General features: G+C 61.1%; 17 protein-coding genes, 2 tRNA genes and 1 rRNA gene. 9 read left to right on the top strand and 11 right to left on the bottom strand.

Annotated features, from left to right (window positions below; translation table 11 throughout):
• Positions 1 to 9: 9 nt before the first annotated feature.
• Positions 10 to 1275, bottom strand: a complete 1266-nt coding sequence (locus C1J04_RS02375; protein ID WP_009825798.1) for a glycosyltransferase family 4 protein — start codon at positions 1273 to 1275, stop codon at positions 10 to 12.
• A 121-nt stretch (positions 1276 to 1396) separates the two neighbouring features.
• Between C1J04_RS02375 and ade the strand changes: the two genes are divergently transcribed.
• The 6 genes from ade to msrA all read left to right on the top strand — a co-directional run bounded on the left by ade (position 1397) and on the right by msrA (position 7169).
• Entirely contained in the window at positions 1397 to 3199 is a 1803-nt protein-coding gene (gene ade, locus C1J04_RS02370) for an adenine deaminase (protein ID WP_009825797.1), read from the top strand.
• Complete coding sequence (locus C1J04_RS02365; protein ID WP_005850943.1) at positions 3196 to 4659, top strand: AMP nucleosidase; 1464 nt, start codon at positions 3196 to 3198, stop codon at positions 4657 to 4659. The genes ade and C1J04_RS02365 overlap by 4 nt, the downstream gene beginning before the upstream one ends.
• 129 nt (positions 4660 to 4788) lie before the next feature.
• Positions 4789 to 5079 (top strand): HU family DNA-binding protein, encoded by a 291-nt coding sequence (locus C1J04_RS02360; protein ID WP_235183739.1) that lies wholly within the window; start codon positions 4789 to 4791, stop codon positions 5077 to 5079.
• 144 nt (positions 5080 to 5223) lie between these two features.
• Entirely contained in the window at positions 5224 to 6093 is an 870-nt protein-coding gene (locus C1J04_RS02355; protein WP_037954066.1) for a DMT family transporter, read from the top strand.
• Between the two features lie 120 nt (positions 6094 to 6213).
• Positions 6214 to 6663: a peptide-methionine (R)-S-oxide reductase MsrB gene (gene msrB / locus C1J04_RS02350; protein WP_037954063.1), complete on the top strand. Its 450-nt coding sequence runs from the start codon at positions 6214 to 6216 to the stop codon at positions 6661 to 6663.
• Entirely contained in the window at positions 6660 to 7169 is a 510-nt protein-coding gene (gene msrA, locus C1J04_RS02345) for a peptide-methionine (S)-S-oxide reductase MsrA (RefSeq protein WP_037942922.1), read from the top strand. Before msrB ends, msrA begins: the two co-directional genes overlap by 4 nt.
• Positions 7170 to 7220: 51 nt before the next feature.
• On the opposite strand, the gene C1J04_RS02340 is transcribed toward msrA, so the two are convergent.
• The 7 genes from C1J04_RS02340 to C1J04_RS02310 all read right to left on the bottom strand — a co-directional run bounded on the left by C1J04_RS02340 (position 7221) and on the right by C1J04_RS02310 (position 18699).
• Positions 7221 to 9227, bottom strand: coding sequence for a hydantoinase/oxoprolinase N-terminal domain-containing protein (locus tag C1J04_RS02340; RefSeq protein ID WP_009825794.1), 2007 nt, complete (start codon positions 9225 to 9227; stop codon positions 7221 to 7223).
• Positions 9228 to 9288: 61 nt separating this feature from the next.
• A complete protein-coding gene (queG, locus tag C1J04_RS02335) occupies positions 9289 to 10347 on the bottom strand; it encodes a tRNA epoxyqueuosine(34) reductase QueG (protein ID WP_009825793.1) in 1059 nt (352 codons plus the stop codon).
• Between the two features lie 15 nt (positions 10348 to 10362).
• On the bottom strand, positions 10363 to 11028 hold the full coding sequence (gene fzlA / locus C1J04_RS02330; RefSeq protein ID WP_005850934.1) for an FtsZ-binding protein FzlA: 666 nt from the start codon (positions 11026 to 11028) through the stop codon (positions 10363 to 10365).
• A 60-nt stretch (positions 11029 to 11088) separates the two neighbouring features.
• Positions 11089 to 11835 (bottom strand): monofunctional biosynthetic peptidoglycan transglycosylase, encoded by a 747-nt coding sequence (mtgA, locus tag C1J04_RS02325; RefSeq protein ID WP_037954060.1) that lies wholly within the window; start codon positions 11833 to 11835, stop codon positions 11089 to 11091.
• Positions 11836 to 11862: 27 nt separating this feature from the next.
• Positions 11863 to 12576, bottom strand: a complete 714-nt coding sequence (locus tag C1J04_RS02320) for an SGNH/GDSL hydrolase family protein (protein WP_114865239.1) — start codon at positions 12574 to 12576, stop codon at positions 11863 to 11865.
• A 99-nt stretch (positions 12577 to 12675) separates the two neighbouring features.
• Entirely contained in the window at positions 12676 to 17208 is a 4533-nt protein-coding gene (gltB, locus tag C1J04_RS02315) for a glutamate synthase large subunit (protein ID WP_009825790.1), read from the bottom strand.
• A 57-nt stretch (positions 17209 to 17265) separates the two neighbouring features.
• Complete coding sequence (locus C1J04_RS02310) at positions 17266 to 18699, bottom strand: NAD(P)-dependent oxidoreductase (RefSeq protein WP_037954057.1); 1434 nt, start codon at positions 18697 to 18699, stop codon at positions 17266 to 17268.
• Between the two features lie 229 nt (positions 18700 to 18928).
• On the opposite strand from C1J04_RS02310, the gene C1J04_RS02305 reads away from it, so the two are divergent.
• Positions 18929 to 19732: an undecaprenyl-diphosphate phosphatase gene (locus C1J04_RS02305; RefSeq protein ID WP_037954055.1), complete on the top strand. Its 804-nt coding sequence runs from the start codon at positions 18929 to 18931 to the stop codon at positions 19730 to 19732.
• A 55-nt stretch (positions 19733 to 19787) separates the two neighbouring features.
• On the opposite strand, the gene C1J04_RS02300 is transcribed toward C1J04_RS02305, so the two are convergent.
• Entirely contained in the window at positions 19788 to 20771 is a 984-nt protein-coding gene (locus C1J04_RS02300; protein ID WP_009825787.1) for a complex I NDUFA9 subunit family protein, read from the bottom strand.
• Between the two features lie 214 nt (positions 20772 to 20985).
• On the opposite strand from C1J04_RS02300, the gene C1J04_RS02295 reads away from it, so the two are divergent.
• Together C1J04_RS02295 and C1J04_RS02290 are read left to right on the top strand one after the other, a co-directional pair.
• Positions 20986 to 21071: transfer RNA gene (locus C1J04_RS02295), tRNA-Leu, on the top strand.
• A gap of 297 nt (positions 21072 to 21368) precedes the next feature.
• Positions 21369 to 22505, top strand: a complete 1137-nt coding sequence (locus tag C1J04_RS02290) for a Hint domain-containing protein (RefSeq protein WP_009825786.1) — start codon at positions 21369 to 21371, stop codon at positions 22503 to 22505.
• 225 nt (positions 22506 to 22730) lie between these two features.
• Here C1J04_RS02290 and C1J04_RS02285 read toward each other — a convergent pair.
• Positions 22731 to 22807: transfer RNA gene (locus C1J04_RS02285), tRNA-Met, on the bottom strand.
• A gap of 73 nt (positions 22808 to 22880) precedes the next feature.
• A 5S ribosomal RNA gene (gene rrf / locus C1J04_RS02280) occupies positions 22881 to 22995 on the bottom strand.
• Positions 22996 to 23052: the final 57 nt, after the last annotated feature.

Here is a 23052-nt window from a genome sequence, read left to right as displayed (position 1 = left end):
GCGTCCTTTCTATGTGGTGGGGGTCCGGGGCAAGGCGATCCGCTGCCCCTCGGGGACCAATGCATTCATCTGCGCGATATGTTCCGGCAGGCATTTGGTCAGGAAGTCATAGGTTTTGACCACATGCGCCCGCGCCGCCGGGCCCAGATGCGCATAGGCCGCCGGATTGCCCAGAACATCCGCCACCTGATCGCCCAGCGCATCGGGATCGAAGAAATCGCATAGCAGACCGGTTTCGCCATGGGTAATCGCCTCGCGCACGGGGGCCACGTCAGAGCCGACAATCGTCGCGCCCATCGCCATCGCCTCGAGCAGGGACCACGACAGCACAAATGGCATCGTCAGATAAAGGTGGCAGCGGCTGATCTGTATCACCTTCTGGTAATCCTCGTAGGACAGCTTGCCCAGAAAATGCACCCGCGACCAATCGACGTGCTTGCCCACCTCTGCCTCCATCTCGGCGCGGAGGCCCCCGGGGTGTTTGCTTTTGCCGCCATAAGAGGTGTCGTTGCCCCCTACCACCAACACCCGCGCATTGGGGCGTTGCTTCAGGATGCGTGGCAATGCGCGCATAAACACATGAAAGCCCCGCGTGCGTTCAAGGTTGCGCGACACAAAGGTCAGCACCTCGTCATCCTTGGTCAGGGCGCGATCCATCCGCCCCAGTTTGAGCGTCACCGCCGGATCGGGGCGCAGCTGGTCTGTGCGTATCCCGTCGTGACAAACATAAAGCTTGCGATGAAAGCTTTGCGGAAAACGGTCGCGCTGCCAGTAGGTCGGACTGAGCCCGACATCGACGGTTTCGATATTGGCCAGCGGCACGGCATTGCGCGCGTGCAACAGAAAGGGGGTATTCTCGGTCACGGGGTCTTCGGGGTCGAACCCCACAGGGCCGCCGGTATCGCTGTAGTAATACTCGAAGAAGCCGATGATCGGGACATCGGGCCAGATCTGCTTGAAAAACGTCAGCTCCCCCCAGCCCACATGCCCCACCACGATATCGGGTTTGAACCCTTCGCGGGTCTCGATCTGTTTGGCCGCGCGGGCGGCCCCCAAGCCGTTGCCGGTAGATTCCTCCCAGTTCTTCGACAGCCCATAGGCAGTCTCTGCCGGTCTGTGATGCGCCTTGTAGACCCGTGTCTCGACGCCATCAAAACGGGGCGGATTTTTGCGTTGGGTCAGGAAATAGATCTGGTGTGTGCGTTGATCGGCCAGCCATTGCACCAGCTCGCGGTATTGGCCGGGCATATTCTGGTGCACAAACATGATCTTCATGGGGTCGCCTTATGTCCTGTCGGTTGCAGACAGTTAGCCCAGTCAGCACGGACAGTGCAAACGCCACGGCGCTGGACGGCTCTGGCTTGAACCTCGGGCGATCTTCGTGTCAACGTCAGGTATGAAAGAACACACATTCCCCTCGTGGCCCGATGTGGCCGATCAACTGGTCGCTGTTGCGGCAGGACGCAGCGCTGCGGATACGATTATCACCGGCGGTATCTGGGTCAACGTCCACACGCGCGAAACCCTGCCGGACCATGATATCGCGATCAAGGCGGGGCGCATTGCCTTTGTCGGGCCGGACGCCAGCCATTGCAAAGGCAACACGACCAAGGTGATCGAGGCCAAGGGCCGCTATATGATCCCCGGCCTGTGTGACGGGCATATGCACATCGAAAGCGGTATGCTGACGCCGGCGGAATTTGCCCGCGCTGTGATCCCCCATGGCACCACGTCGATGTTCACCGACCCGCATGAGATCGCCAATGTGCTGGGGCTGGAAGGCGTGCGCATGATGCATGACGAAGCCCTGATGCAGCCGGTGAACATCTTCACCCAGATGCCGTCCTGTGCGCCATCCGCCCCCGGTCTGGAAACCACCGGCTTTGAAATCACGGCAGAGGATGTCGCCGAGGCCATGCACTGGCCCGGTATTATCGGTCTGGGCGAGATGATGAACTTCCCCGGTGTGACCGCGGGCGACCCCAAGATGCTGGCCGAGATTGCCGCAACGCAACGCGCGGGCAAGACCGTGGGCGGGCACTATGCCTCCCCCGATCTGGGGCCCGCCTTTGCGGCCTATGTGGCGGGCGGCCCTGCGGATGATCACGAGGGCACCTGCGAGGCGGATGCCATTGCGCGGATGCGTCAGGGGATGCGGTCGATGATCCGGCTGGGGTCCGCGTGGTATGACGTTGAAACACAGATCACCGCGATCACCGAAAAAGGGCTGGATTCGCGCAACATGGTCCTGTGCACCGATGACTGCCATTCCGGCACCTTGGTGAATGACGGTCATATGAACCGCGTGGTGCGCCATGCCATCGACTGCGGCTGCGACCCGTTGGTCGCGCTGCAAATGGCGACGATCAACACCGCGACCCACTTTGGGCTGGAACGCGAGATCGGGTCGCTGACGCCCGGGCGGCGGGCCGATGTGATCCTGACCTCTGACCTTAAGACACTCCCCATCGAGACGGTGATCGCGCGGGGGCAGATCGTGGCAGAGGATGGCGCGTGTCTGGTAGACTGCCCGCATTACGATTGGCCGCCCCATGCGCGGCAGACCGTCAACATGGGCAAAGCCCTTGGCGCGGATGATTTCCAGATCACCGCACCTGCGGGGGCCAATGCCGTCACCGCGAATGTCATCGGCGTGGTCGAGAATCAGGCCCCCACCCGCGCGCTGAAATTCGAGCTGCCGGTGACCGAAGGGCGCGTGCAGTCCACGGGCGAAGTGTGCCAGATCGCACTGGTCGAACGGCACCGCGGTACCGGCACTGTCGTCAACGCGCTGGTGTCTGGCTTTGGCTATCAGGGGCCGATGGCGATGGCGTCCACCGTGGCGCATGACAGTCACCACATGATCGTGGTGGGCACCGATACCGAGCATATGGCGATGGCCGCGAACCGTCTGCGCGAGGTTGGCGGCGGGATCACCATCTTCAAGGACGGGGCAGAGCTGGCCATGGTCGAGCTGCCGATCGCTGGCCTGATGTCCGACAACCCCGCCTCCGACGTCGCCGCCAAGACCGAAGCCATGATGCAGGCAATGCGCGACTGTGGCTGCACGCTGAACAACGCCTATATGCAGCATTCACTGCTTGCGCTTGTTGTCATTCCCGAATTGCGCATCTCTGACCTCGGCTTGGTTGATGTGCGCAGTTTTGAATTTATTCCTTTGTTAGAGCCTGTTTCATGACCAGAATCCTGACCCCAGACGCCCGCCCCGCCGAACAGTTCACCGATGCTGCTGCCGCCGTTGCACGGCTGATAGAGCTATACAGCCAAGCGACAGGCTTCCTGAGCGCGCATTTCCAGAAGGCGATGGACAGCGCCGCCCCGGAAACGCGGATCAGAGCCTTCTACCCCGAGATCCGGTTTACCACCTCCAGCTATGCGCAGGTGGATTCACGGCTGTCGTTCGGCCATGTGTCGTCCCCCGGCACCTTCTCGGCCACGATCACGCGGCCGGAATTGTTCAAACATTACCTGACACAACAAATCCGTCTGCTGATCGAAAACCACGGCCAGCCCGTGACCATCGCGGTATCCGACACGCCGATCCCCGTGCATTTCGCGGTCAGCAATGACGACAGCGTGACGATCCCGCAGGAAGGTGCCGCGGATTTCACCCTGCGCGATGTGTTTGACGTGCCGGACCTGAGCACAACCAATGACGACATCGTCAACGGCACCTATCTGCCGCTGGACAACGTGCGCCCGCTGGCCCCCTTCACCGCGCAGCGCGTCGATTATTCGCTGGCACGGCTGACGCATTACACCGCGACCGACCCCGAACATTTCCAAAGCCACGTGCTGTTCACCAACTACCAGTTCTACGTGACCGAGTTCGAGGAATACGCCCGCGCTATGTTGCGTGACCCCGATAGCGGCTACACGTCCTTCGTCTCTACCGGCAATGTCGAGATTTCGGACGGCGACGCGCCGCTGCCTGCGTCGGTCAAGACTCCGCAGATGCCGACCTACCACCTCAAGCGCGCGAACGGGTCCGGGATCACGCTGGTCAACATCGGCGTCGGTCCGTCCAACGCGAAAACCGCGACCGACCACATCGCCGTGCTGCGGCCCCATGCGTGGCTGATGGTCGGCCACTGTGCCGGTTTGCGCAACACACAGGCGCTTGGAGATTTCGTGCTGGCGCATGGCTATCTGCGCGAGGATCACGTGCTGGACGACGACCTGCCGGTCTGGGTTCCGATCCCCGCGCTGGCCGAGATCCAGATCGCGCTGGAGGACGCCGTTGAACAGGTCACCCAGCTTGAAGGCTACGAGTTGAAGCGGATCATGCGCACGGGCACTGTTGCCACCATCGACAACCGCAACTGGGAATTGCGCGATCAATCCGGTCCGGTGCAGCGGCTCAGCCAGTCGCGCGCCGTGGCGCTGGATATGGAAAGCGCAACGATTGCGGCCAACGGCTACCGCTTCCGGGTGCCTTACGGCACGCTTCTATGCGTGTCGGACAAACCCCTGCATGGTGAATTGAAGCTGCCCGGTATGGCGTCCGATTTCTACAAAACGCAGGTCGCACGACACTTGATGATCGGTATTCGCGCGATGGAACAGCTGCGCGATATGCCGCTAGAGCGGTTGCATAGCCGAAAATTGCGCTCGTTTGACGAAACTGCCTTTCTCTAAAGGCCGAAATCGGCTGAAAATGGCATGTTTTCGCGGTTTCTTGCGACCTATTCGTTGTGTTCAGCCACAACATACCGTTACATTCTGCGCGTGAGGCCCTAATCCGGGCGGACGAAGGAGAAAAACAAGATGGCAACTAAACCAATGACAAAAACCCAGCTCGTCGCGGCTTTGGCTGAGGAAATGGGCGAAGACAAGAAAACAGCAAGCGCGGCACTGGACGCGGTTTGCGCGTTGATCACCAAAGAAGTCTCCGGCGGTGGCGCTGTGACACTCCCCGGCATTGGCAAAATCTACTGCCGCGAACGCCCCGAGCGTATGGTGCGCAACCCTGCCACCGGCGAACAGTTCAAGAAAGACGCGGACAAGGTTGTTAAGATGACCATCGCGAAAGCGCTGAAAGACAGCGTTAACGAATAAGACTGATCACAGTCTGTTCTGACAAAGGGTCGCCCACGGGCGGCCCTTTGCGTTTGGCGCAGGTCTGCGTTGCGCTGAATGCGCTTGCCCCTGTCGGGCAACTGCGGAAGTCTCCGCCCACTGGAAAACCTGAAAGGCCCCCTCATGGATATACGTGCAATTCTCATGGGGCTGGCCTTCGCCGTCATGTGGTCCTCTGCCTTTACATCGGCACGGATTATCGTCGCGGATGCGTCCCCCTTGATGGCTTTGTCGGCGCGGTATCTGATCTCTGGCCTGATCGGCGTGGGGGTCGCGCTGGCGCTTGGGCAGACGTGGCGGCTGACGCGCGCGCAATGGCGGGCGACGATCATTTTCGGCGTGCTGCAAAACGCGGTCTATCTGGGGATGAACTTTGTCGCGATGCAGACCGTACAGGCGTCACTGGCGGCGATCATCGCCTCGACCATGCCGTTGCTGGTCGGTCTGGCGACATGGCTGTTTCTGGGGGAAAAGCTCAAGCCGTTGGGCATTGCAGGGCTGATCGCCGGTGTGATCGGGGTGGCCATCATTATGGGTGCAAGGATCAGCGGCGGCGTCGATCTGACGGGGCTGCTGCTGTGCGGCGTCGGTGTGGTCGCGCTCTCTGCGGCGACCCTGCTGGTGCGCGGTGCGACCTCTGGCGGGAACTTCCTGATGGTGGTGGGCTTGCAGATGCTTGTCGGCTGCGTGGCGCTGTCGATTGCGACCTTGCTGTTCGAGACGCCGCACATCAGCCCAAGCTGGCCGCTGGCGCTGGCGTTCCTTTATACCTGTCTGGTGCCGGGGCTGCTGGCGACGGTGGTATGGTTCTGGCTGGTCAACCGTATCGGAGCCACCCGCGCCGCGACCTTCCATTTCCTCAACCCGTTTTTCGGGGTGGCGATTGCCTGGCTGTTGCTGGGCGAACCGCTGGGGGTTCAGGATATCATCGGCGTCGCCGTGATTGCCTTGGGTATTCTTGCGGTTCAGGTCTCGCGGCAGCGCAGGGCCTGACCTGCAAGCCAAGGGGTTGGGCGATAGGCGGGCGGTCACAGATCGGTGCGTCGGTGCATTACCCCTTTGAAAAACCCGCGCAGGCCCCATTTAATGTATCAAACCGCAAAGGAGCCTCGCATGCCGACCTATGAAAAGACCGACGCCGCCATTAACGCTCTGTCCCCCGAAGAATTCCGTGTCACCCAGCAGAACGGCACCGAACGGCCGGGCACGGGCAAGCTGCTCGATAACAAAGAGCCAGGCATCTACGTAGACATCGTCTCTGGCGAGCCGCTGTTCGCGTCCTCGGACAAATATGACTCCGGCTGCGGCTGGCCGAGCTTTACCAAACCCATCGAACCGGCCCATGTCGCCGAACTGCGTGACGCGTCGCTGGGGATGATCCGCACCGAGGTGCGCAGCGCCCATGGGGACAGCCATCTGGGCCACGTCTTCCCCGACGGTCCCGCGGATCGTGGCGGGCTGCGCTATTGCATCAATTCCGCCTCCTTGCGCTTCATTCATCGTGACGACATGCAAGACGCAGGCTATGGCGATTATATCAACCAAGTGGAGGATGTAGCATGAGCGAACAACGCGCAGTACTGGCCGGAGGATGCTTTTGGGGCATGCAGGACCTGATCCGCAAACGCGAGGGGGTTCTATCGACCCGCGTGGGCTATTCGGGCGGCGATGTGCCCAATGCCACCTACCGCGACCACGGCACCCATGCCGAGGCGATCGAGGTGATGTTTGACGACGACGTCATCAGCTATCGTGACCTGCTGGAGCTGTTTTTCCAGATCCACGACCCGACAACGCTGAACCGTCAGGGCAATGACCGCGGGCTGAGCTATCGTTCGGCGATCTACTATGTCGACGAGGACCAGAAAGCCACGGCGCTGGACACGATTGCCGATGTAGAGGCATCGGGCATCTGGCCAGGCAAAGTCGTGACAGAGGTAGAACCCGTCAGCGATTTCTGGGAAGCAGAGCCCGAGCATCAGGATTATCTGGAGCGTATTCCAAACGGCTATACCTGCCACTTCCCGCGCCCCGATTGGGTCCTGCCCAAACGCGCGGCAGCAGAATAAACGCAAAACGGCGCAGCCCCTCGGGTTTGCGCCGTTTTCTTTTGGGCGGCGTCAGGCCGATGCGACCCTTGGCCTGCCTGTCGCTTCGACCGTCAGCAGCGCTTCGATAAAGACCTTGCGACTTTCGACCTCTGCGTGGCGGATGTCGCGTTGCACGTCGATCTGCACATCGACCACCCCCGCCGCCCGCGCCGCCGCCTCTGCCTTGTCGCGCAGGGTTACCTCAAGCGCGCCCAGCGCCTGTGCCTGATCCGTGAAATCCTGCGGCCCGCCGGCCAGATACACCCTGAACCGCCCCTCTGCCGGGGACGTCACCGTGCCGCTTTCCCGCATGGTCACCCTGCCCACGACTGCTCCGATGGCATTGGCCACTGCAGCGTGTTCGGGCAGGATCATCTGCGTGCCCAGCCGTTCCCCCACCGCCGGATAATAGGCCGCGGCAGAGGCCCCCAGCCCGATCACCGGCACGTTCAACGCCGCCTCGATCCGCACAAGCCCCGCGTGCCCGCGCAACCCGCGCTGCAAAAGCTCGTGGCGGGCCAGCGTTTCGGGTTCTGTATCAAAGGCGGGCTCTTCTTCCGCCAGCGCCGCTTCCAGCATGGCCAGCGCGGTCTGTTCGGTCAGTTGATCCACGATGATCTGCGCCATAGCGGCGGGATCAGGGGCCAGCATCTGCCCCGCGCCTGTGCGTCGCCGTCCAAACAACCGCAGCGCCTTGCCTGCGGCCTCTGCGTCCCACGTCGCGACCCGTCCCAGCACATGGCTTGCGTCCGATGGCGTAACGCCGGCCAGCTGAACCAAGCCACGCTCTACCAGACGTTTCAGCGCGCCTGTCTCTATGCGTGCGCGCAGGACGTCGGCCATCGGGTGCAGCCCGTCACCAATACGGTCCAGCAGCATTTGTTCACGCGCCGAGATCCCCTCGCGCGGTTGACCTGCCACGGCACGCACAAAGCGCCCGTCATATTCGCCGGGGGTGGTGCTGCGCAGCTGCGCATCAAGCGCGGCATGAACCACCTCGGATGCCTCCGTCGCGATGAGGGCAATGGGCAAGACCCGCTTGGGCCCCAGCGTCACACCCCCCTGCAAGCCTTCGGTCAGGAAATGCACCTCGCTGTCGCCCCCCAGACCAGTGGTGCGCATGGCAACGGCCTCTACCATCGTGCGGTAGCTGCCGACGCGGGCCCCTGCGGGATCGATCGCGGGCCGGCCATCGCGCAACAGGGCCACATCGGTGGTGGTGCCGCCAATATCGCTGACCAACGCACGCGCCGCACCGGTCATCCACCGCGCCCCCACGATAGAGGCCGCAGGCCCGCTGAGGATCGTTTCAATCGGCCGTTCCCGTGCCTGCGCGGCAGAGATCAGCGCCCCGTCCCCCCGCACCACCATCAGCGGGGCGGTGACGCCAATGTCGGTCAACACATCCTCGGCCCGCCCGATCAACCGGTCGATCATCCCGATCAGCCGCGCGTTCAGCACCGCTGTCAGCGCCCGTTTCGGCCCGTTGAGCTTGGCCGAAAGCTGATGCGAGGCCGACACGGGCCGCCCCGTCACTTGCGTCACCAAGGCGGCGACGCGTTGTTCATGGGCGGGGTTGCGCGTGGCGAACTGGCTGGCGACAGCAAAACCGCTGACCTGTTCACGCTGCTCGGTCAAAAAGGAGATCAGCGCGGCTTCGTCCAGCGGGGCACGCTCTGCGCCTGCGTGGTCATGCCCCCCGCCAAGGATCAGATAGGGGTCACCGTTCAGCGCCCCTGCCAGCCCGTGCGTCTCAAGATCCCGTTCCTTGAAGCCGACATAGATCAACGCGACGCGCCCGCCCTGCCCTTCGACCAGCGCATTGGTTGCCAGCGTGGTCGACAGCGACGCCATCGCCACCTGACCCGCTGAAACATCAGCCGCCGCCAGCACGCGGCGCACGGCCTGCCCCACACCGATGGCCAGATCGGCGCGGGTGGTCAGCGCCTTGGCCGATGCGATCACCGTGGTTTCATCGCGGATCAGCACCGCATCCGTATAGGTGCCGCCCGTATCGACCCCAAGCAAAAGCGCCATTCAACTATCCTTGCACCGTTTTCCTAGGGTTTACCTGTTCCGGCGCAGCGGTCCAGCCCTGTCAGCCTTGGTTTTCGCGCAGACGGGCCACGGCCCATTGCGCCGCGTCGGCGACAGTCGCGTCCGGATCGTCCAACAGGCCCTGCGCCACAGGGGTCAGGCGCGCCTGACCGGAATTGGCGATGGCATAAAGCACATTGCGAATGAACCGGTTGCGCCCGATCCGCTTGATCGGCGAGCCGCTGAATCGCAGACGAAACGCTGCATCATCCAGCGTCGCCAGTTCTGCCAGATCGGGGGCTCCGACACCGCCGTGATAGCGCAAATCGCTCGCCGCGACGGCGAATTTGTTCCACGGGCAGGCGGCAAGGCAATCGTCACAGCCGTAGATGCGGTTGCCCATCTTGCTGCGCAGCTCTAGGTCGACCGGCCCGTTGTGTTCGATGGTCAGATAGGAAATGCAGCGCCGCGCATCCAGCTGATAGGGCGCGGGGAAGGCATTGGTCGGGCAGGCCGTGAGGCAGGACCGGCACGACCCGCAGTGATCCACCTCTGCCGTGTCGGGGGTGAAATCCAACGTGGTGAAAATCGCGCCCAGAAAGGCCCAGTTCCCCCAGTCGCGGCTTAGCAGATTGGTGTGCTTGCCCTGCCAGCCCAGCCCCGCCGCCTGCCCGAGCGCCTTTTCCGGCACGGGGGCCGTGTCGACAAAGACTTTCACCTCGCAGGGTTCCTGCGCCACCAGCCAACGCGCCACCCGCTTGAGCCGTTTCTTGACGATGTCGTGGTAGTCGCGCCCCTGCGCATAGACCGACACACCCGCCTTGTCGGGGTGGTTCAGCACCTCGGTCGGGTCGTATTCGGGGGTGTAGCTTTCGGCCAGCATGATCACTGACCGCGCCTCGGGCCAAAGGGCGGCAGGGTTGCCGCGCCACGCCATACGGTCGGCCATCCACGCCATCTGCCCATGATAGCCTGCATCGACGAAAGCCTGCAGCCGTTCGGGCACATCAGGCACCGCGTCAGGGCGGCAAATCCGGCAAGAGACAAAGCCTTCGTCCAGCGCCTGCGCCACCAACCGGCCCCGCAGGGCGTCCGTATCGGCAGCCGATGTCACAGACATCGGGCGCGGCGTGGATCAGAAATCAAGGTCATTATAATGCTTCGGCGGCGGGAAGCCCGGCACCTGATCGGCCAGCAACGACCGGAACGCAGGGCGGGACTTGATCTTGGCGTACCAATCCTTGACCACGTCGGACCGGTTCCAGTCCACATCCGAGATATAATCGAGCGAGGACAGATGCGCCGCCGCCGCGAAATCGGCCAACGTCATCACGTCGCCCGCCAGCCAGCGCCGGTGGTCCAGCAGCCATGCCATATAGTCGATGTGATACTTGATCGCCTTGGCCCCGTCCTTGACGTTGCGGCTGTCGGGAAACCCCTGCTTCATCACCTTTTTGTTGACCCGTTCGTAGAGCAGCTTCGAGGTCACCTCGTCGTGGAACTTGTCGTCGAACCAGCTGACCAGACGACGCACTTCAAGCCGCTGGACCGGATCAGAGGGCATCAGCGACGGTTCGGGGCGGGTCTCTTCGATATATTCGCAGATCGCGGCGCTTTCGGACATGATGATTCCGTCAAGCTGCAACACGGGCACCTTGCCCGCCGGATTGCGACGCATGAAATCTGGGTCTTGCTCCCAATACCGTTCTTCGACGCGTTCAACCTCGATCTTCTTTTCAGCGAGGCTCAGCCGGACTTTGCGGCAGAACGGCGAAAGCGGGACGTGAAACAGGCGAGCCATAAGGGGTTCCGGTACTAACAAACAGGGGTTTCATCCTCATGCCCGTCTTGGTTGGGTTTTTCAACTCTCGAAACAGGCTGCCCGTCCGTCCTTGCTGATTGTCGCCGCACCATCGCGGATCTGGGCACTGCGCTTGCGCACCGCGGCAGAGGGGCGCGCGGCCGAACGGGTTTTCGGCGACGGCAGGATCGCGGCCAGCCGCGCCGCTTGGGTTGCGGTCAGCTTGGCGGGAATCACCCCAAAGTAATGTTGCGCCGCGGCGTCGACACCAAAGATGCCTTCGTCGAACTCGGCCACATTCAGATAGACCTCGATGATGCGCCGCTTGGTCCAGACGGTTTCAACCAGCGGCGTGATCCCGGCCTCAAGCGCTTTGCGCAACCATGTGCGGCCATGCCAGAGATAGACGTTCTTGACCGTCTGCTGCGACAGGGTGGATGCCCCGCGGTTTGATCCTTCGGCGATGGCGCGTTTGATCGCGGCCAGATCAAAGCCCCAGTGCTCGCAGAAATTCGCATCTTCCGCCGCCACGACAGACCGCGCCATGACAGGGGCCATGTCTTCCAGCGCGACCCATTGCTGGTCCACGCCCCCCAGCCTGCGGCCTTCGCTGAACATATAGGGGGTCGTCGGCGGGTTGATCACCGCGAACAGCAACACCAGGGCGATCAACAGGCCAAGCACGGCGAGCACCAACTTGAACGCGCCCCGAACCACACGCCGCTTGAGCGACCGCAGCTGCGCCGCAGGGGACGGGGTCTTGGACTTGGCTTTGCCCTTGGATTTGGAGGATGCGCGTTTTGCCATAGCCATCAGCTATATCGTGGCAATGGCTTATTGTGAACGGGCACTGCGGGCGGAAATCCCTTTTGCAAGATAGGCCCCGATCAGCGCAGAGGCCTTGGGCGACGGGTGGGTGTTATCGCTGGCAAACAGGCTGGGATTCTGACGGTCGATGACGGTTTCTGAATCAAGGAATGTCACCCCCGGGGTTTGTGCCGCAAACCGCGCGATACGGCGTTCCAGCAGCACCAGATCATCGCGACAGCCTTCGAATGACCCTTTGCCATTGCCTGCGTAATACCCCATCCACATCACCTGCGCGCCCGTGCTGCGCAAACCCGACAGGAAGGCGGGGATTTCCCCAGTGGCGGCATCGGCAGCGATCAGCGTGTCGACAACAGGCGTGCAGGCCGCGCATTTGCAGTCGTTGAACCCCAGATCATTGGCCCCGCCGTTCACCACGATCCAGTTCCACCGCCCGCCGGGGTACTGATCCTGAATATCGAAACCGACAGCGGATAAAAGCGTGCTGTCATTGCTGAACTGTGCACCGGGGACGGCCTTGCTGACCACGTTGCGCCCGAGGCTAGCTGCCATCGCATCGGGGATCGCCTGATCGCTTGATCCGTTCCACGCCATGACGGAATCGCCAATCACCAGAATATCGCCGCCGCCCTTGGGCGCAGCATCGGTACAGGCCGCAAGCGCGAGCCCCACCAGCAAAAGCGCCATCAGCCGGACGCGAGAGGTAAGTGTTTTGATCATCCCGTAACTATAGGCCGGTTGCGGCCCCGGTAAAGCGTGGGCGACGCACAAAAGAAATCGGGCGCGAGGTTCCCCCCGCGCCCGATCTATCCGTTTTGCTTACTCCGCCGGGATCGCGTGTTCTTCGACGCTCAGCGGGGCGGGCAGATGGACCAGCATCTCTTTGGGACAGATCTGCAGGAAGTTATCCTTTTCAATGTCCCAGTGCTGCAGGATGTCTTCGGCCTTGCGGCTGTTGGTTTCCTGCAGGTGCCGTTCAATCAGACCCTTCAGCTGGTTTTCCCAATGCTCGACCGTGACAGGGCAGGTCACCAGCGTTTCGCGGTTCAGCATTTTGTCGGCCTTGCCATCGGGGTTGTAGAGATAGGCCATACCGCCCGTCATACCCGCGCCAAAGTTCGCGCCGATCTCGCCCAGGATCACGGCCACACCGCCGGTCATGTATTCACACCCGTTGCTGCCGCAGCCTTCGATCACCACATGCGCGCCCGAGTTCCGAACGCCGAAACGTTCACCGGCACGGCCCGCTGCGAACAAAAATCCCTTGGTCGCACCATAAAGCACCGTGTTACCGATGATGGTGTTGTCAGAGGCGACGATGGTGCTGGCCATAGACGGGCGCACGACGATGGTGCCGCCCGACAGACCCTTGCCGACATAGTCATTCGCATCGCCCGACACTTCAAGCTTGAGCCCCGGTGCCGCGAAGGCCCCCAGCGACTGCCCTGCCGAACCGGTCAGCTTGACCGTCAGGTGATCGGGCTGCAGCTGGTTGTTCATGCCAAAGTTGCGGATGATGTGGCTTGAGACGCGGGTGCCCACGGTACGGTGCGTGTTCTGCACCGCATAGCTGAGCTGCATCTTCTCGCCATCTTCAAGGAAACGCGCGGCGTCGCGCACGATTTCAGAGTCCAGCGTGTCCAGCACAGCGTTGCGTGGCTTGTTGCGGTCATAGACGATCTCTGCCGCGCCATCGACGGTGATCAGCAGCGGGTTAAGATCCAGATCGTCAAGATGCGCAGACCCACGGCTGACCTGTGCCAGAAGATCAGCACGGCCAATCACGTCATCCAGGCTACGCGCCCCGATGGAGGCGAGCAATTCGCGCACTTCGGTGGCGTAGAAGGTGATCAGGTTCACGACCTTATCCGCATTGCCGGTGAACTTGCCACGCAGCGCTTCGTCTTGGGTGCAGACACCGACGGGGCAGGTGTTCGACTGGCACTGACGCACCATGATACAACCCATGGCGATCAGCGCGGCAGTGCCGATGCCGTATTCCTCGGCTCCCATCATCGCGGCCATCACGATGTCACGCCCTGTGCGCAAACCACCGTCGGTCCGCAAGGTAACGCGGTCCCGCAGGTTGTTCATAGCCAGAACCTGATGCGCTTCGGTCAGGCCCATTTCCCAAGGCAGACCCGCATATTTGATCGAGGTTGCAGGCGATGCGCCCGTGCCGCCGTTGTGGCCCGAGATCAGGATAATATCCGCCTTGGCCTTCGCCACACCGGCCGCAATCGTGCCAACGCCCGAGGACGCCACCAGCTTCACGGTCACCTTGCAGCGCGGGTTGATCTGCTTGAGGTCATAGATCAGCTGCGCAAGGTCTTCGATGGAATAGATATCGTGGTGCGGCGGGGGCGAGATCAGGGTCACGCCCTTGGTCGAATGGCGCAGACGGGCGATCAGGTCGGTGACCTTCATGCCCGGAAGCTGACCACCCTCGCCCGGCTTGGCCCCTTGAGCGACCTTGATTTCAAGCTCTTCACACTGGTTCAGGTATTCGGCAGTCACACCGAAACGGCCCGACGCCACCTGTTTGATCTTGGCCGAGGGGTTATCACCGTTGGCCTCGGGCACGAAGTGCGCCGGATCTTCGCCGCCTTCGCCAGAGTCTGACTTGGCTCCGATGCGGTTCATCGCGACGTTCAGGGTCTTATGTGCCTCGGGCGACAGCGCGCCAAGGGACATGCCCGGCGTCACGAAACGCTTGCGGATAGAGGTGATGGATTCGACCTCTTCGATGGGCACTGGGGCCCCCAGCGGCTTGATGTCCAGCAGGTCGCGCAGATGGATTGGCGGATTGCTTTGCATCTTGGCGCTATATTGCTTCCACATCTGGTAGGACGCTTTGTTGCAGGCCATTTGCAACATGTGCATCGACGACGCTTCCCATGCGTGGGTCTCGCCGGATTTGCGCGCCTTGTAGAAGCCGCCGATGGGCATGACGACGCCATCACCCTGCCAACCACGGTCGTGGACCGCTTCGGCCTTGCGTTGGATACCGGTCACACCGATCCCGCTGATGCGGCTGGTCATGCCGGGGAAGTATTCCGCGCACATCGCACGGCTCAGCCCTACGGCTTCGAAGTTCAGGCCGCCACGGTAGGAGGACATGACACTGATGCCCATCTTCGCCATGATTTTCAGCAGGCCCTGATCAATCGCCTCGCGGTAGCGGGCCATCGCGGTCGTCAGGGTCATGTCCAGCAGACCACGCCCGATACGATCCGCCAGCGAATCCTCGGCAAGGTAGGCGTTCACCACGGTGGCACCACAGCCGATCAGCACGGCAAAGTAATGCGGGTCCACACATTCGGCCGAGCGCACATTGAGCGAGGTAAAGGTCCGCAGGCCCTTGCGGGTCAGCTGGCTGTGCACGGCAGAGGTCGCAAGAATCATCGGCATCGCCACGCGGGTCGCATCGCTGAACTGGTCGGTCAGCACGATGTGACCAGCGCCCGAGCGCACGGCGTCTTCTGCCTCGTCCCGGATGCGGCGCAGGTTTTCGCTCAGGTTGTTGCCGCCCGGCTCGAACGTACAGTCGATGGTGACGGAATTCGCGTTGAATTCGGTCATCAGCTGATCGAACTGCGCGTTCGCGAGGAACGGGCTGTCGAGCACGAGGATCTCGGTCTGGGTGCTGGATTCATCCAGCACGTTCTTGAGGTTCCCGAACCGCGTTTTCAGGCTCATGACGCGGAATTCGCGCAGGCTGTCGATGGGCGGGTTGGTGACCTGGCTGAAGTTCTGGCGGAAGAAGTGGCTGAGCGGGCGGTACTGGTTCGACAGAACCGCCGACGGGGTGTCATCGCCCATGGACGCCAAGGGCTCTTTCGCATCTTCGGCCATCGGTGCGAGGATCTGCTCGAGGTCTTCGATGGTATAGCCCGCTGCCACCTGACGGCGACGCAGCTCATCGCCCGAGAACAGGGCCTTTTCCTCGACATCGCCAAGCGCTTTGTCCAGCTCGTTGATCTTGCCGACCCATTCACCAAAGGGACGCGACGCGGCAAGCTTGTCCTTGATCTCGGTGTCGCCGAACATCTTGCCTTCTTCGATGTCGACCGCCAGCAGCTGACCGGGGCCAAGCGCGCCTTTACGCACGACATTCGCCTCGTCCTGCGGGACCATCCCCGCCTCGGAACCCGCGATCAGCATGCCGTCACCGGTGACGACGAAACGCATGGGGCGCAGGCCGTTCCGGTCAAGACCGGCGCAGACCCAGCGGCCATCGGTCATGGCCAGCGCTGCGGGACCATCCCAAGGCTCCATCACCGAGTTGCAATAGGAATACATGTCGCGCCATGCCTGAGGCAGCTCGACCGCCTGCTTTGACCAGCTTTCAGGCACCAGCATGGTTTTCGCCATCGGGGCCGAACGACCCGCGCGCACCAGGACTTCGAACACCGAATCCAGAGCGGCAGAGTCGGACGACCCCGCGGCGACGATCGGTTTGATATCTTCGGCCATGTCGCCAAAGGTGCCCGAGGCCATCCGGATCTCGTGGCTTTTCATCCAGTTGACGTTACCCTTGAGCGTGTTGATCTCGCCGTTGTGGGCCAGCATGCGGAAGGGCTGCGCCAGCCACCACTGCGGGAAGGTGTTGGTGGAATAGCGCTGGTGATAGATCGCAAACGCGGATTCAAAGCGTTCGTCCATCAGGTCGGGGTAGAAGTTGGCAACATCCTGCGCCAGCATCATGCCCTTGTAGATGATCGACCGGCAGGACATCGACGCGATGTAAAGCGTTGGCACCTGAGCGGCCAGCGCGGCTTTCTCGATGCGGCGACGGATGACGTAAAGCTCGCGCTCGAATGTTTCCTCGTCCACGCCCTTGGCGTTGGAAATCAGGATTTGTTCGATCTCGGGACGGGTCGCGTTGGCCTTTTCCCCCAGAACAGAGGTATCGACGGGCACGTGGCGCCAGCCGTAGATATAGTAGCCCATCCGCAGCACTTCGGTTTCAACGATGGTCCGGCAGGTTTCCTGCGCGGCAAAGTTGGTGCGCGGCAGAAAGACCTGACCGATGGCGATCAATTCGCCTTCGCGGGGGCTGTGACCGGTGCGACGCACCTGATCATAGAAAAAGTTGACGGGGATCTGCACGTGGATGCCCGCGCCGTCGCCGGTCTTGCCATCGGCATCCACCGCACCACGGTGCCAGATCGCCTTGAGCGCCTTGATCCCGTTTTCGACAACCGCGCGGCTGCTGGAGCCGTCGATGTTCACAACAAGACCCACCCCGCAGGATGAATGCTCTTCTTCTTCGGAATACAGACCGTTTTCTGCCATGAAGGCGCGTTTTGCTTCTTCGCGTGCTACCCAGGCGTCATCATATTTGGTCATTTGGAATCTCCTAAATCGGGCGCGCCCGAGGCGCGAAATATCAGTTGAAAGGGGCGCTTATTCGGCCGCGATGGCCACGCTGGCCCCCATCTTTTCAAGGATCGCCTGCGCACAGTCGCGCCCGTCCTTGATGGCCCAGACCACCAGCGACGCACCGCGCACGATATCGCCCACGGCATAGACGCCATCCAGCTCGGTCGCGCCGGTGATATAGTCGGCCTTGACCGTGCCCCAGCGGTTGACCGGCAGCTCGGGCGTGTTCCACAGCGTGGGCAGGTCTTCGGGTTCAAAGCCAAGCGCCATGATCACAAGATCCGCCTCTTCGACATAATCGGCACCCTCGATCACCTCGGGGGCCTGACGACCCGAGACATCAGGCGCGCCAAGACGCATCTTTTGCACGACGACGCCGGTGACCGGATCACCGACGAACCCTTTGGGCGCGGACAGCCATTCGAAGACCACACCTTCTTCCTCGGCATTTTGCACTTCGCGTTGCGAGCCGGGCATGTTGGCGCGGTCACGGCGGTACAGACATTTGACCGAGGTCGCCCCCTGACGGATCGAGGTCCGTACACAGTCCATCGCGGTATCACCGCCGCCGATCACGACGACACGCTTCCCTTCGGCATTGAAACGGCCGGAATCGAATTCCTCTACCTTGTCGCCAAAGCTTTTTCGGTTGCTCACGGTCAGGAAATCAATCGCGCGCTCAAGGCCAACGCCGCCCACGCCGGGGGCCTGAATGTCACGTGTTTTATAGACGCCCGTCGCGATGATCACGGCGTCATGCTTGGCGCGGATATCGGCAAAGCTGATGTCGACGCCCACATCGCAGTTCAATTCAAAGTTAACGCCACCTTCGGCCAGCTGGTCGTTGCGGCGCATGACCACATCTTTTTCCAGCTTGAAACCGGGGATGCCGTAGGTCAGCAAACCACCCGCGCGGTCATAGCGGTCATAGATGGTGACCTGCACACCCGCGCGGCGCAGCACGTCGGCTGCGGCCAGACCACCGGGGCCCGCGCCGATGATGCCAACGGATTCGGCGCGTTCGGTCTTGGGCTTGATCGGCTGCACCCAGCCATTTTCCCACGCGGTATCGGTGATGTATTTCTCGACCGAGCCGATGGTCACAGTGCCGTGGCCCGATTGTTCGATCACACAGTTGCCTTCGCACAGACGGTCCTGCGGGCAGATGCGGCCGCAGATTTCGGGGAAGGTGTTGGTGGCCTGGCTGACCTCATAGGCCTCTTGCAGACGCCCTTCGGCGGTCAGGCGCAGCCAGTCAGGAATGTTATTGTGCAGCGGGCAATGGGTCTGGCAATAGGGAACGCCACATTGGCTACAGCGGCTGGACTGCTCCTGCGCTTTCTCATCCGCGTATTCCGCATAAATCTCTTTAAAGTCTTCACGACGCAGATTCGGCATCCGTTTTTCGGGCATATCCCGGGAAACCGTTGTAAACTTGAGCATTGGCTGCTTTGCCATCTTGGATCTCTCCGCCTGAAACACGTTGCTGCCCCCTCATACACAGGCCCCAAACGATTATAAAGGCAGTATTGCTGACCTATATGCGGTTTATTTCATATCAGCTCCGATATTTCCGCAAATTTACCATATATTTATGTCCGATTCGGACCCAACAACGGGCTTCCCTTCCAGCCCGCCAAAGTTATATGCCTATGCCATCGCCAATGACCCAAAGGCCGCCCCCCTTATGACCGTGTTCCAACTGCTGCTTGTCGCAATCATTCAAGGTCTGACAGAGTTTCTCCCTGTCTCTTCCTCGGGTCATTTGATCCTGCTGCCAACGCTGACCGGCGGGCCGGATCAGGGGCTTGCGATTGATGTCGCGGTGCATGTGGGCACGCTTCTTGCGGTCGTGCTCTACTTCCGGTCGGAGGTCGCAGAAGCAACAATCGGGCTTGGTCGCCTGCTGCGCGGCAAGATGGACACCCCCGGCGCAAGGCTGGCCGCCCTGCTGATCCTCGCAACACTTCCGGTGCTGGTCGTCGGGCTGGCGTTCAAACTGCTGGGGATTGAGGAAATGCTCCGCTCTGTCGCGGTGATCGGCTGGACCATGCTGCTTTTCGGTATCGTGCTTTATTGGGCGGATCGCACGGGGCGCAGCGATCGGGATACTGGCGACTGGGATATCAAAGGTGCCGTCTGGATGGGTCTGGCGCAGGCGCTTGCGCTGATCCCCGGCACATCGCGGTCGGGCATCACCATCACCGCCGCCCGCAAACTGGGCTATGACCGCGCCAGTGCCGCAACGCTGTCCATGTTGATGTCGATTCCCACGATCCTCGCTTCTGGCGCGCTTTTGTCACTGGATGTGATCGGGCAAGCCGACGCCCAGCTCGCGCGCGACGCGTCGATCGCGGCGGGCTTCGCCTTCGTCGCCGCACTGTTGGCACTGTTCCTGATGATGCGCCTGCTGCGCAGCGTGAATTTCACCCCTTATGTGATCTACCGCATCCTGCTGGGGGCAGCGCTGTTGGTATACGCCTACAGCTAACGAAAAAGGCCCCGCCGTCGCCGGCAGGGCCTTTCCAAATTCGACATCGAAATCGTTAGGTCCGCAGGTTCTTCGCGGATTGCTTGATCTCGTCATACTGGCCCGAGGGGCGGAACCGCCACAGGTACTCGGGCAGGACGGAGCCCATGGACACGGGGCTGATCCCCAAAGCATCAAAGCCCCGCGCCCCCTCGCCCACGACATTATCATGCGCCAGGTTCTTGACCTGATCACGGGTCAGCGTGTTGTTCTTGACCAGGCCGAGCGTCACCGATTGCAACACATCAAGGCCAAAGGCGATCACCTTCGCCACGAAAGTCGGCAAGGCGACAACCATGCGGCGACGGTTCACCACGTCAAGCATACGCTGCATCAGGCCGCGAAAGCTTTCGACCTCGGGGCCACCCAATTCGTAAATACCGGCAGGGGCCTTGCCTGTCACCGCAAGCTCCGCCGCGTGGGCCACGTCATCTACATAGACGGGCTGGAACAGCGTATCCGCCCCCACAGCAGGGATCGCGGGGCTGATCCGCGTCATACCAGCGAAACGGTTAAAGAAGTCATCCTCGGGGCCGAACACGATCGAGGGGCGCAGGATAACAGCCTGCGGCATATGCTTGAGCACACCGGCCTCCCCCATCGCCTTGGTCTGGGCATATTCGCTATCCGCCTCGGCATCCGCCCCGATGGCAGAGATTTGCACCAAACGCGTGATCCCTTCGGCGGCGGCCAAGCGCGCAATGCGTTCTGCGCCGTCGGCCTGAATGGCGTCAAAGGTGTTTTTCCCCGCCTCGGCCAGAATACCGACGCAGTTCACCACCGCATCAGCGCCCTGCAGCGCATCGCGCACCGACGCGTCATCACGGATGTTGCAAAAGACCGGTTCGACCTGGCCGACAGTGCCGTAGGTGCGCACAAACAGCGCCTCGTTCGGGCGACGCACCGCGACGCGCACCCGCCACCCCGCCAACGCCATGCGACGAACGATATACCGCCCCACAAACCCGGAGCCGCCGTAAACCGTGACCAGCTTTGCCATGATGATACCCCTGACCAGAAAATCTAGCGCTACAGATACATCCAGCCCCCCTCGGGAACAAGCAGCAATTCCGGCAGAGATCCCCTCGAAAGCCCGGCCCACCGCACCGAACCTCGGTTTTCCGGATTTATTTTAACGCCGTTTCATTTTGTTGCGAGAATCCAATTGACACCCCCGCCCCACAACAATAAACGCTCCCTCACAACCCCCCTGTGCCCAGGTGGCGGAATGGTAGACGCGCTAGCTTCAGGTGCTAGTACTGGCAACGGTGTGGAGGTTCGAGTCCTCTCCTGGGCACCACTTATCCCCGATAAGTCGCTGTTTTGTTTCACTGTTACTTAGTGCTGCCTTAGCGATCGTTGTACCTGCCCATCAAACTGCCCTTTCAAATCAGCATCGCATCTGCGGCATATCAACCACCATCGATAGCGCCATCAAAGACGCCCCACTGGCGTCGGGCTCGCTTCACATCCATGTGATATGTCAAAAGTTAAGTCGATTTGTCGCCACTTATCGCTAATGAATTTGCAGAAATTACTATAAACTAGGCCGGTCCGGATCATTTGACCGACCCACAGGCCACCAGAGGACAAAGAGATGGCGAGCTTTTTTGCGTTTGGTATCGATGTTATCAACAATCCCGCTGTGTCGACAAACTCCAGCGCAGGCCAAAACGGCGCTGGTCAGATGACACTTTCCGGTGGCAGCCAGCCCTTCGCTGACGATGCCATCATCGAATTCATCACACAGAATGAAACGGCTGACGGTGAACTTGACGGGGGATCGTCCTTCATCGGGATCAAGGTCTATGCCAGTGCTGCCGACTATAACTCCGGTATCGTCCAATATAATTACGTTCCGAGGAACCCCGGCCAATCGGCGATTATCCAAAGCGATGTCAGCGGACTTGGCGACACCTACGTGCGGTTCAACGCCAACGTTCTGGTGCCCCGCACTGAAAGCGGCGCCAACGACCCAAGCGCGCCGACATTTGGGAATCTACTGGTGGCACCAGGTACCAATGCGGGCGACAATATCGGCACACTCAAGATTGACCGCAATACGGATCAGGATTTTGACGGCGACGGCTCCATCGCATCCGGTACGTTGGAGGATGGCAACGGCAAGTTCTATGTCGGGAACACCGTGCCATGTTTCACCGCGGGCAGCCTGATCGCCACTGCAAAAGGCGACACCCCTGTAGAGCACTTGAAAGCCGGTGACGCTGTCATCACACGCGACAACGGAATGCAGAAGGTCTCTTGGGTCGGCGCACGTCAGCTGACAGCGGCGGAGCTGGTCGTCTATCCACACCTGCGCCCCGTTTTGATCACGGCGGGTGCTCTCGGCGCTGGAACGCCGGAACGGGACCTTATCGTTTCACCCAACCACCGAATATTTATTTCCGATGCGCGATCGATGCTACATTTTGGTCAGGACGAGGTCCTCGTCGCCGCGAAGCACTTGGTGAATGGTGACACGATCCGGACGTTCACGCCTCCTTCTGTTCAATACGTGCACCTGATGTTCGAAAGCCATCAGCTTGTGCTGTCGGACGGGGCATGGACAGAAAGCTTTCAGCCGGGAGTAGAGACACTCCAAAGCATCGGCCAAGCGCAACGCGACGAGATCCTGGCGCTGTTCCCCGCGCTTTCAGAGCAGATCGGGATAAAGCAATACAACGCCGCGCGGAACACGCTGAAACGCCATGAGGCACGCCTGCTGCGGCTCTAGGGCGCGTTCAGGTTGTTTGAGTGGAAGGCTAACAGTGTGCGCTCTCGCTGAGCTGTCTATGTGCGAATCTTTGTGTTTACGAAGCATCCCACTTCCGTAAATTCAGCTATAGGTAGCGGGACCTGCGTTCCTATCAGGTCACCCCTCGCGCCATCACGTTGGCTCAAAACGCCACAAAGCCCGCAGGTGATGCGGGCGTTGTTGAATTCGAAATTTCGTTAAAGTTGGTTGCGGGAGTAGGATTTGAACCTACGACCTTCAGGTTATGAGCCTGACGAGCTACCGGGCTGCTCCATCCCGCGCCGGGGGCCAATGTTTTTGTATTGGCGTTTGTTTTTTTGTCATCGTTTGAGAGATACGTAGAGGTTTTGCTAGGTTTGGCGGTGACCTACTCTCCCACGTCTTAAGACGCAGTACCATTGGCGCAGTAGCACTTAACTGCCGAGTTCGGGATGGGATCGGGTGTTTTGCTTACGCTATGACCACCAAACCGAGTAAAACCTCTATGTTGCTGCTTTTGCCATTGGCAAAAGAGCAACAAGCGGGA

The organism is Sulfitobacter sp. SK025 (assembly GCF_003352105.1).
GTDB lineage: Bacteria > Pseudomonadota > Alphaproteobacteria > Rhodobacterales > Rhodobacteraceae > Sulfitobacter > Sulfitobacter pontiacus.
Note: the sequence above shows the minus strand (reverse complement) of the source record. Positions and strands in the feature narration are given on the sequence as shown.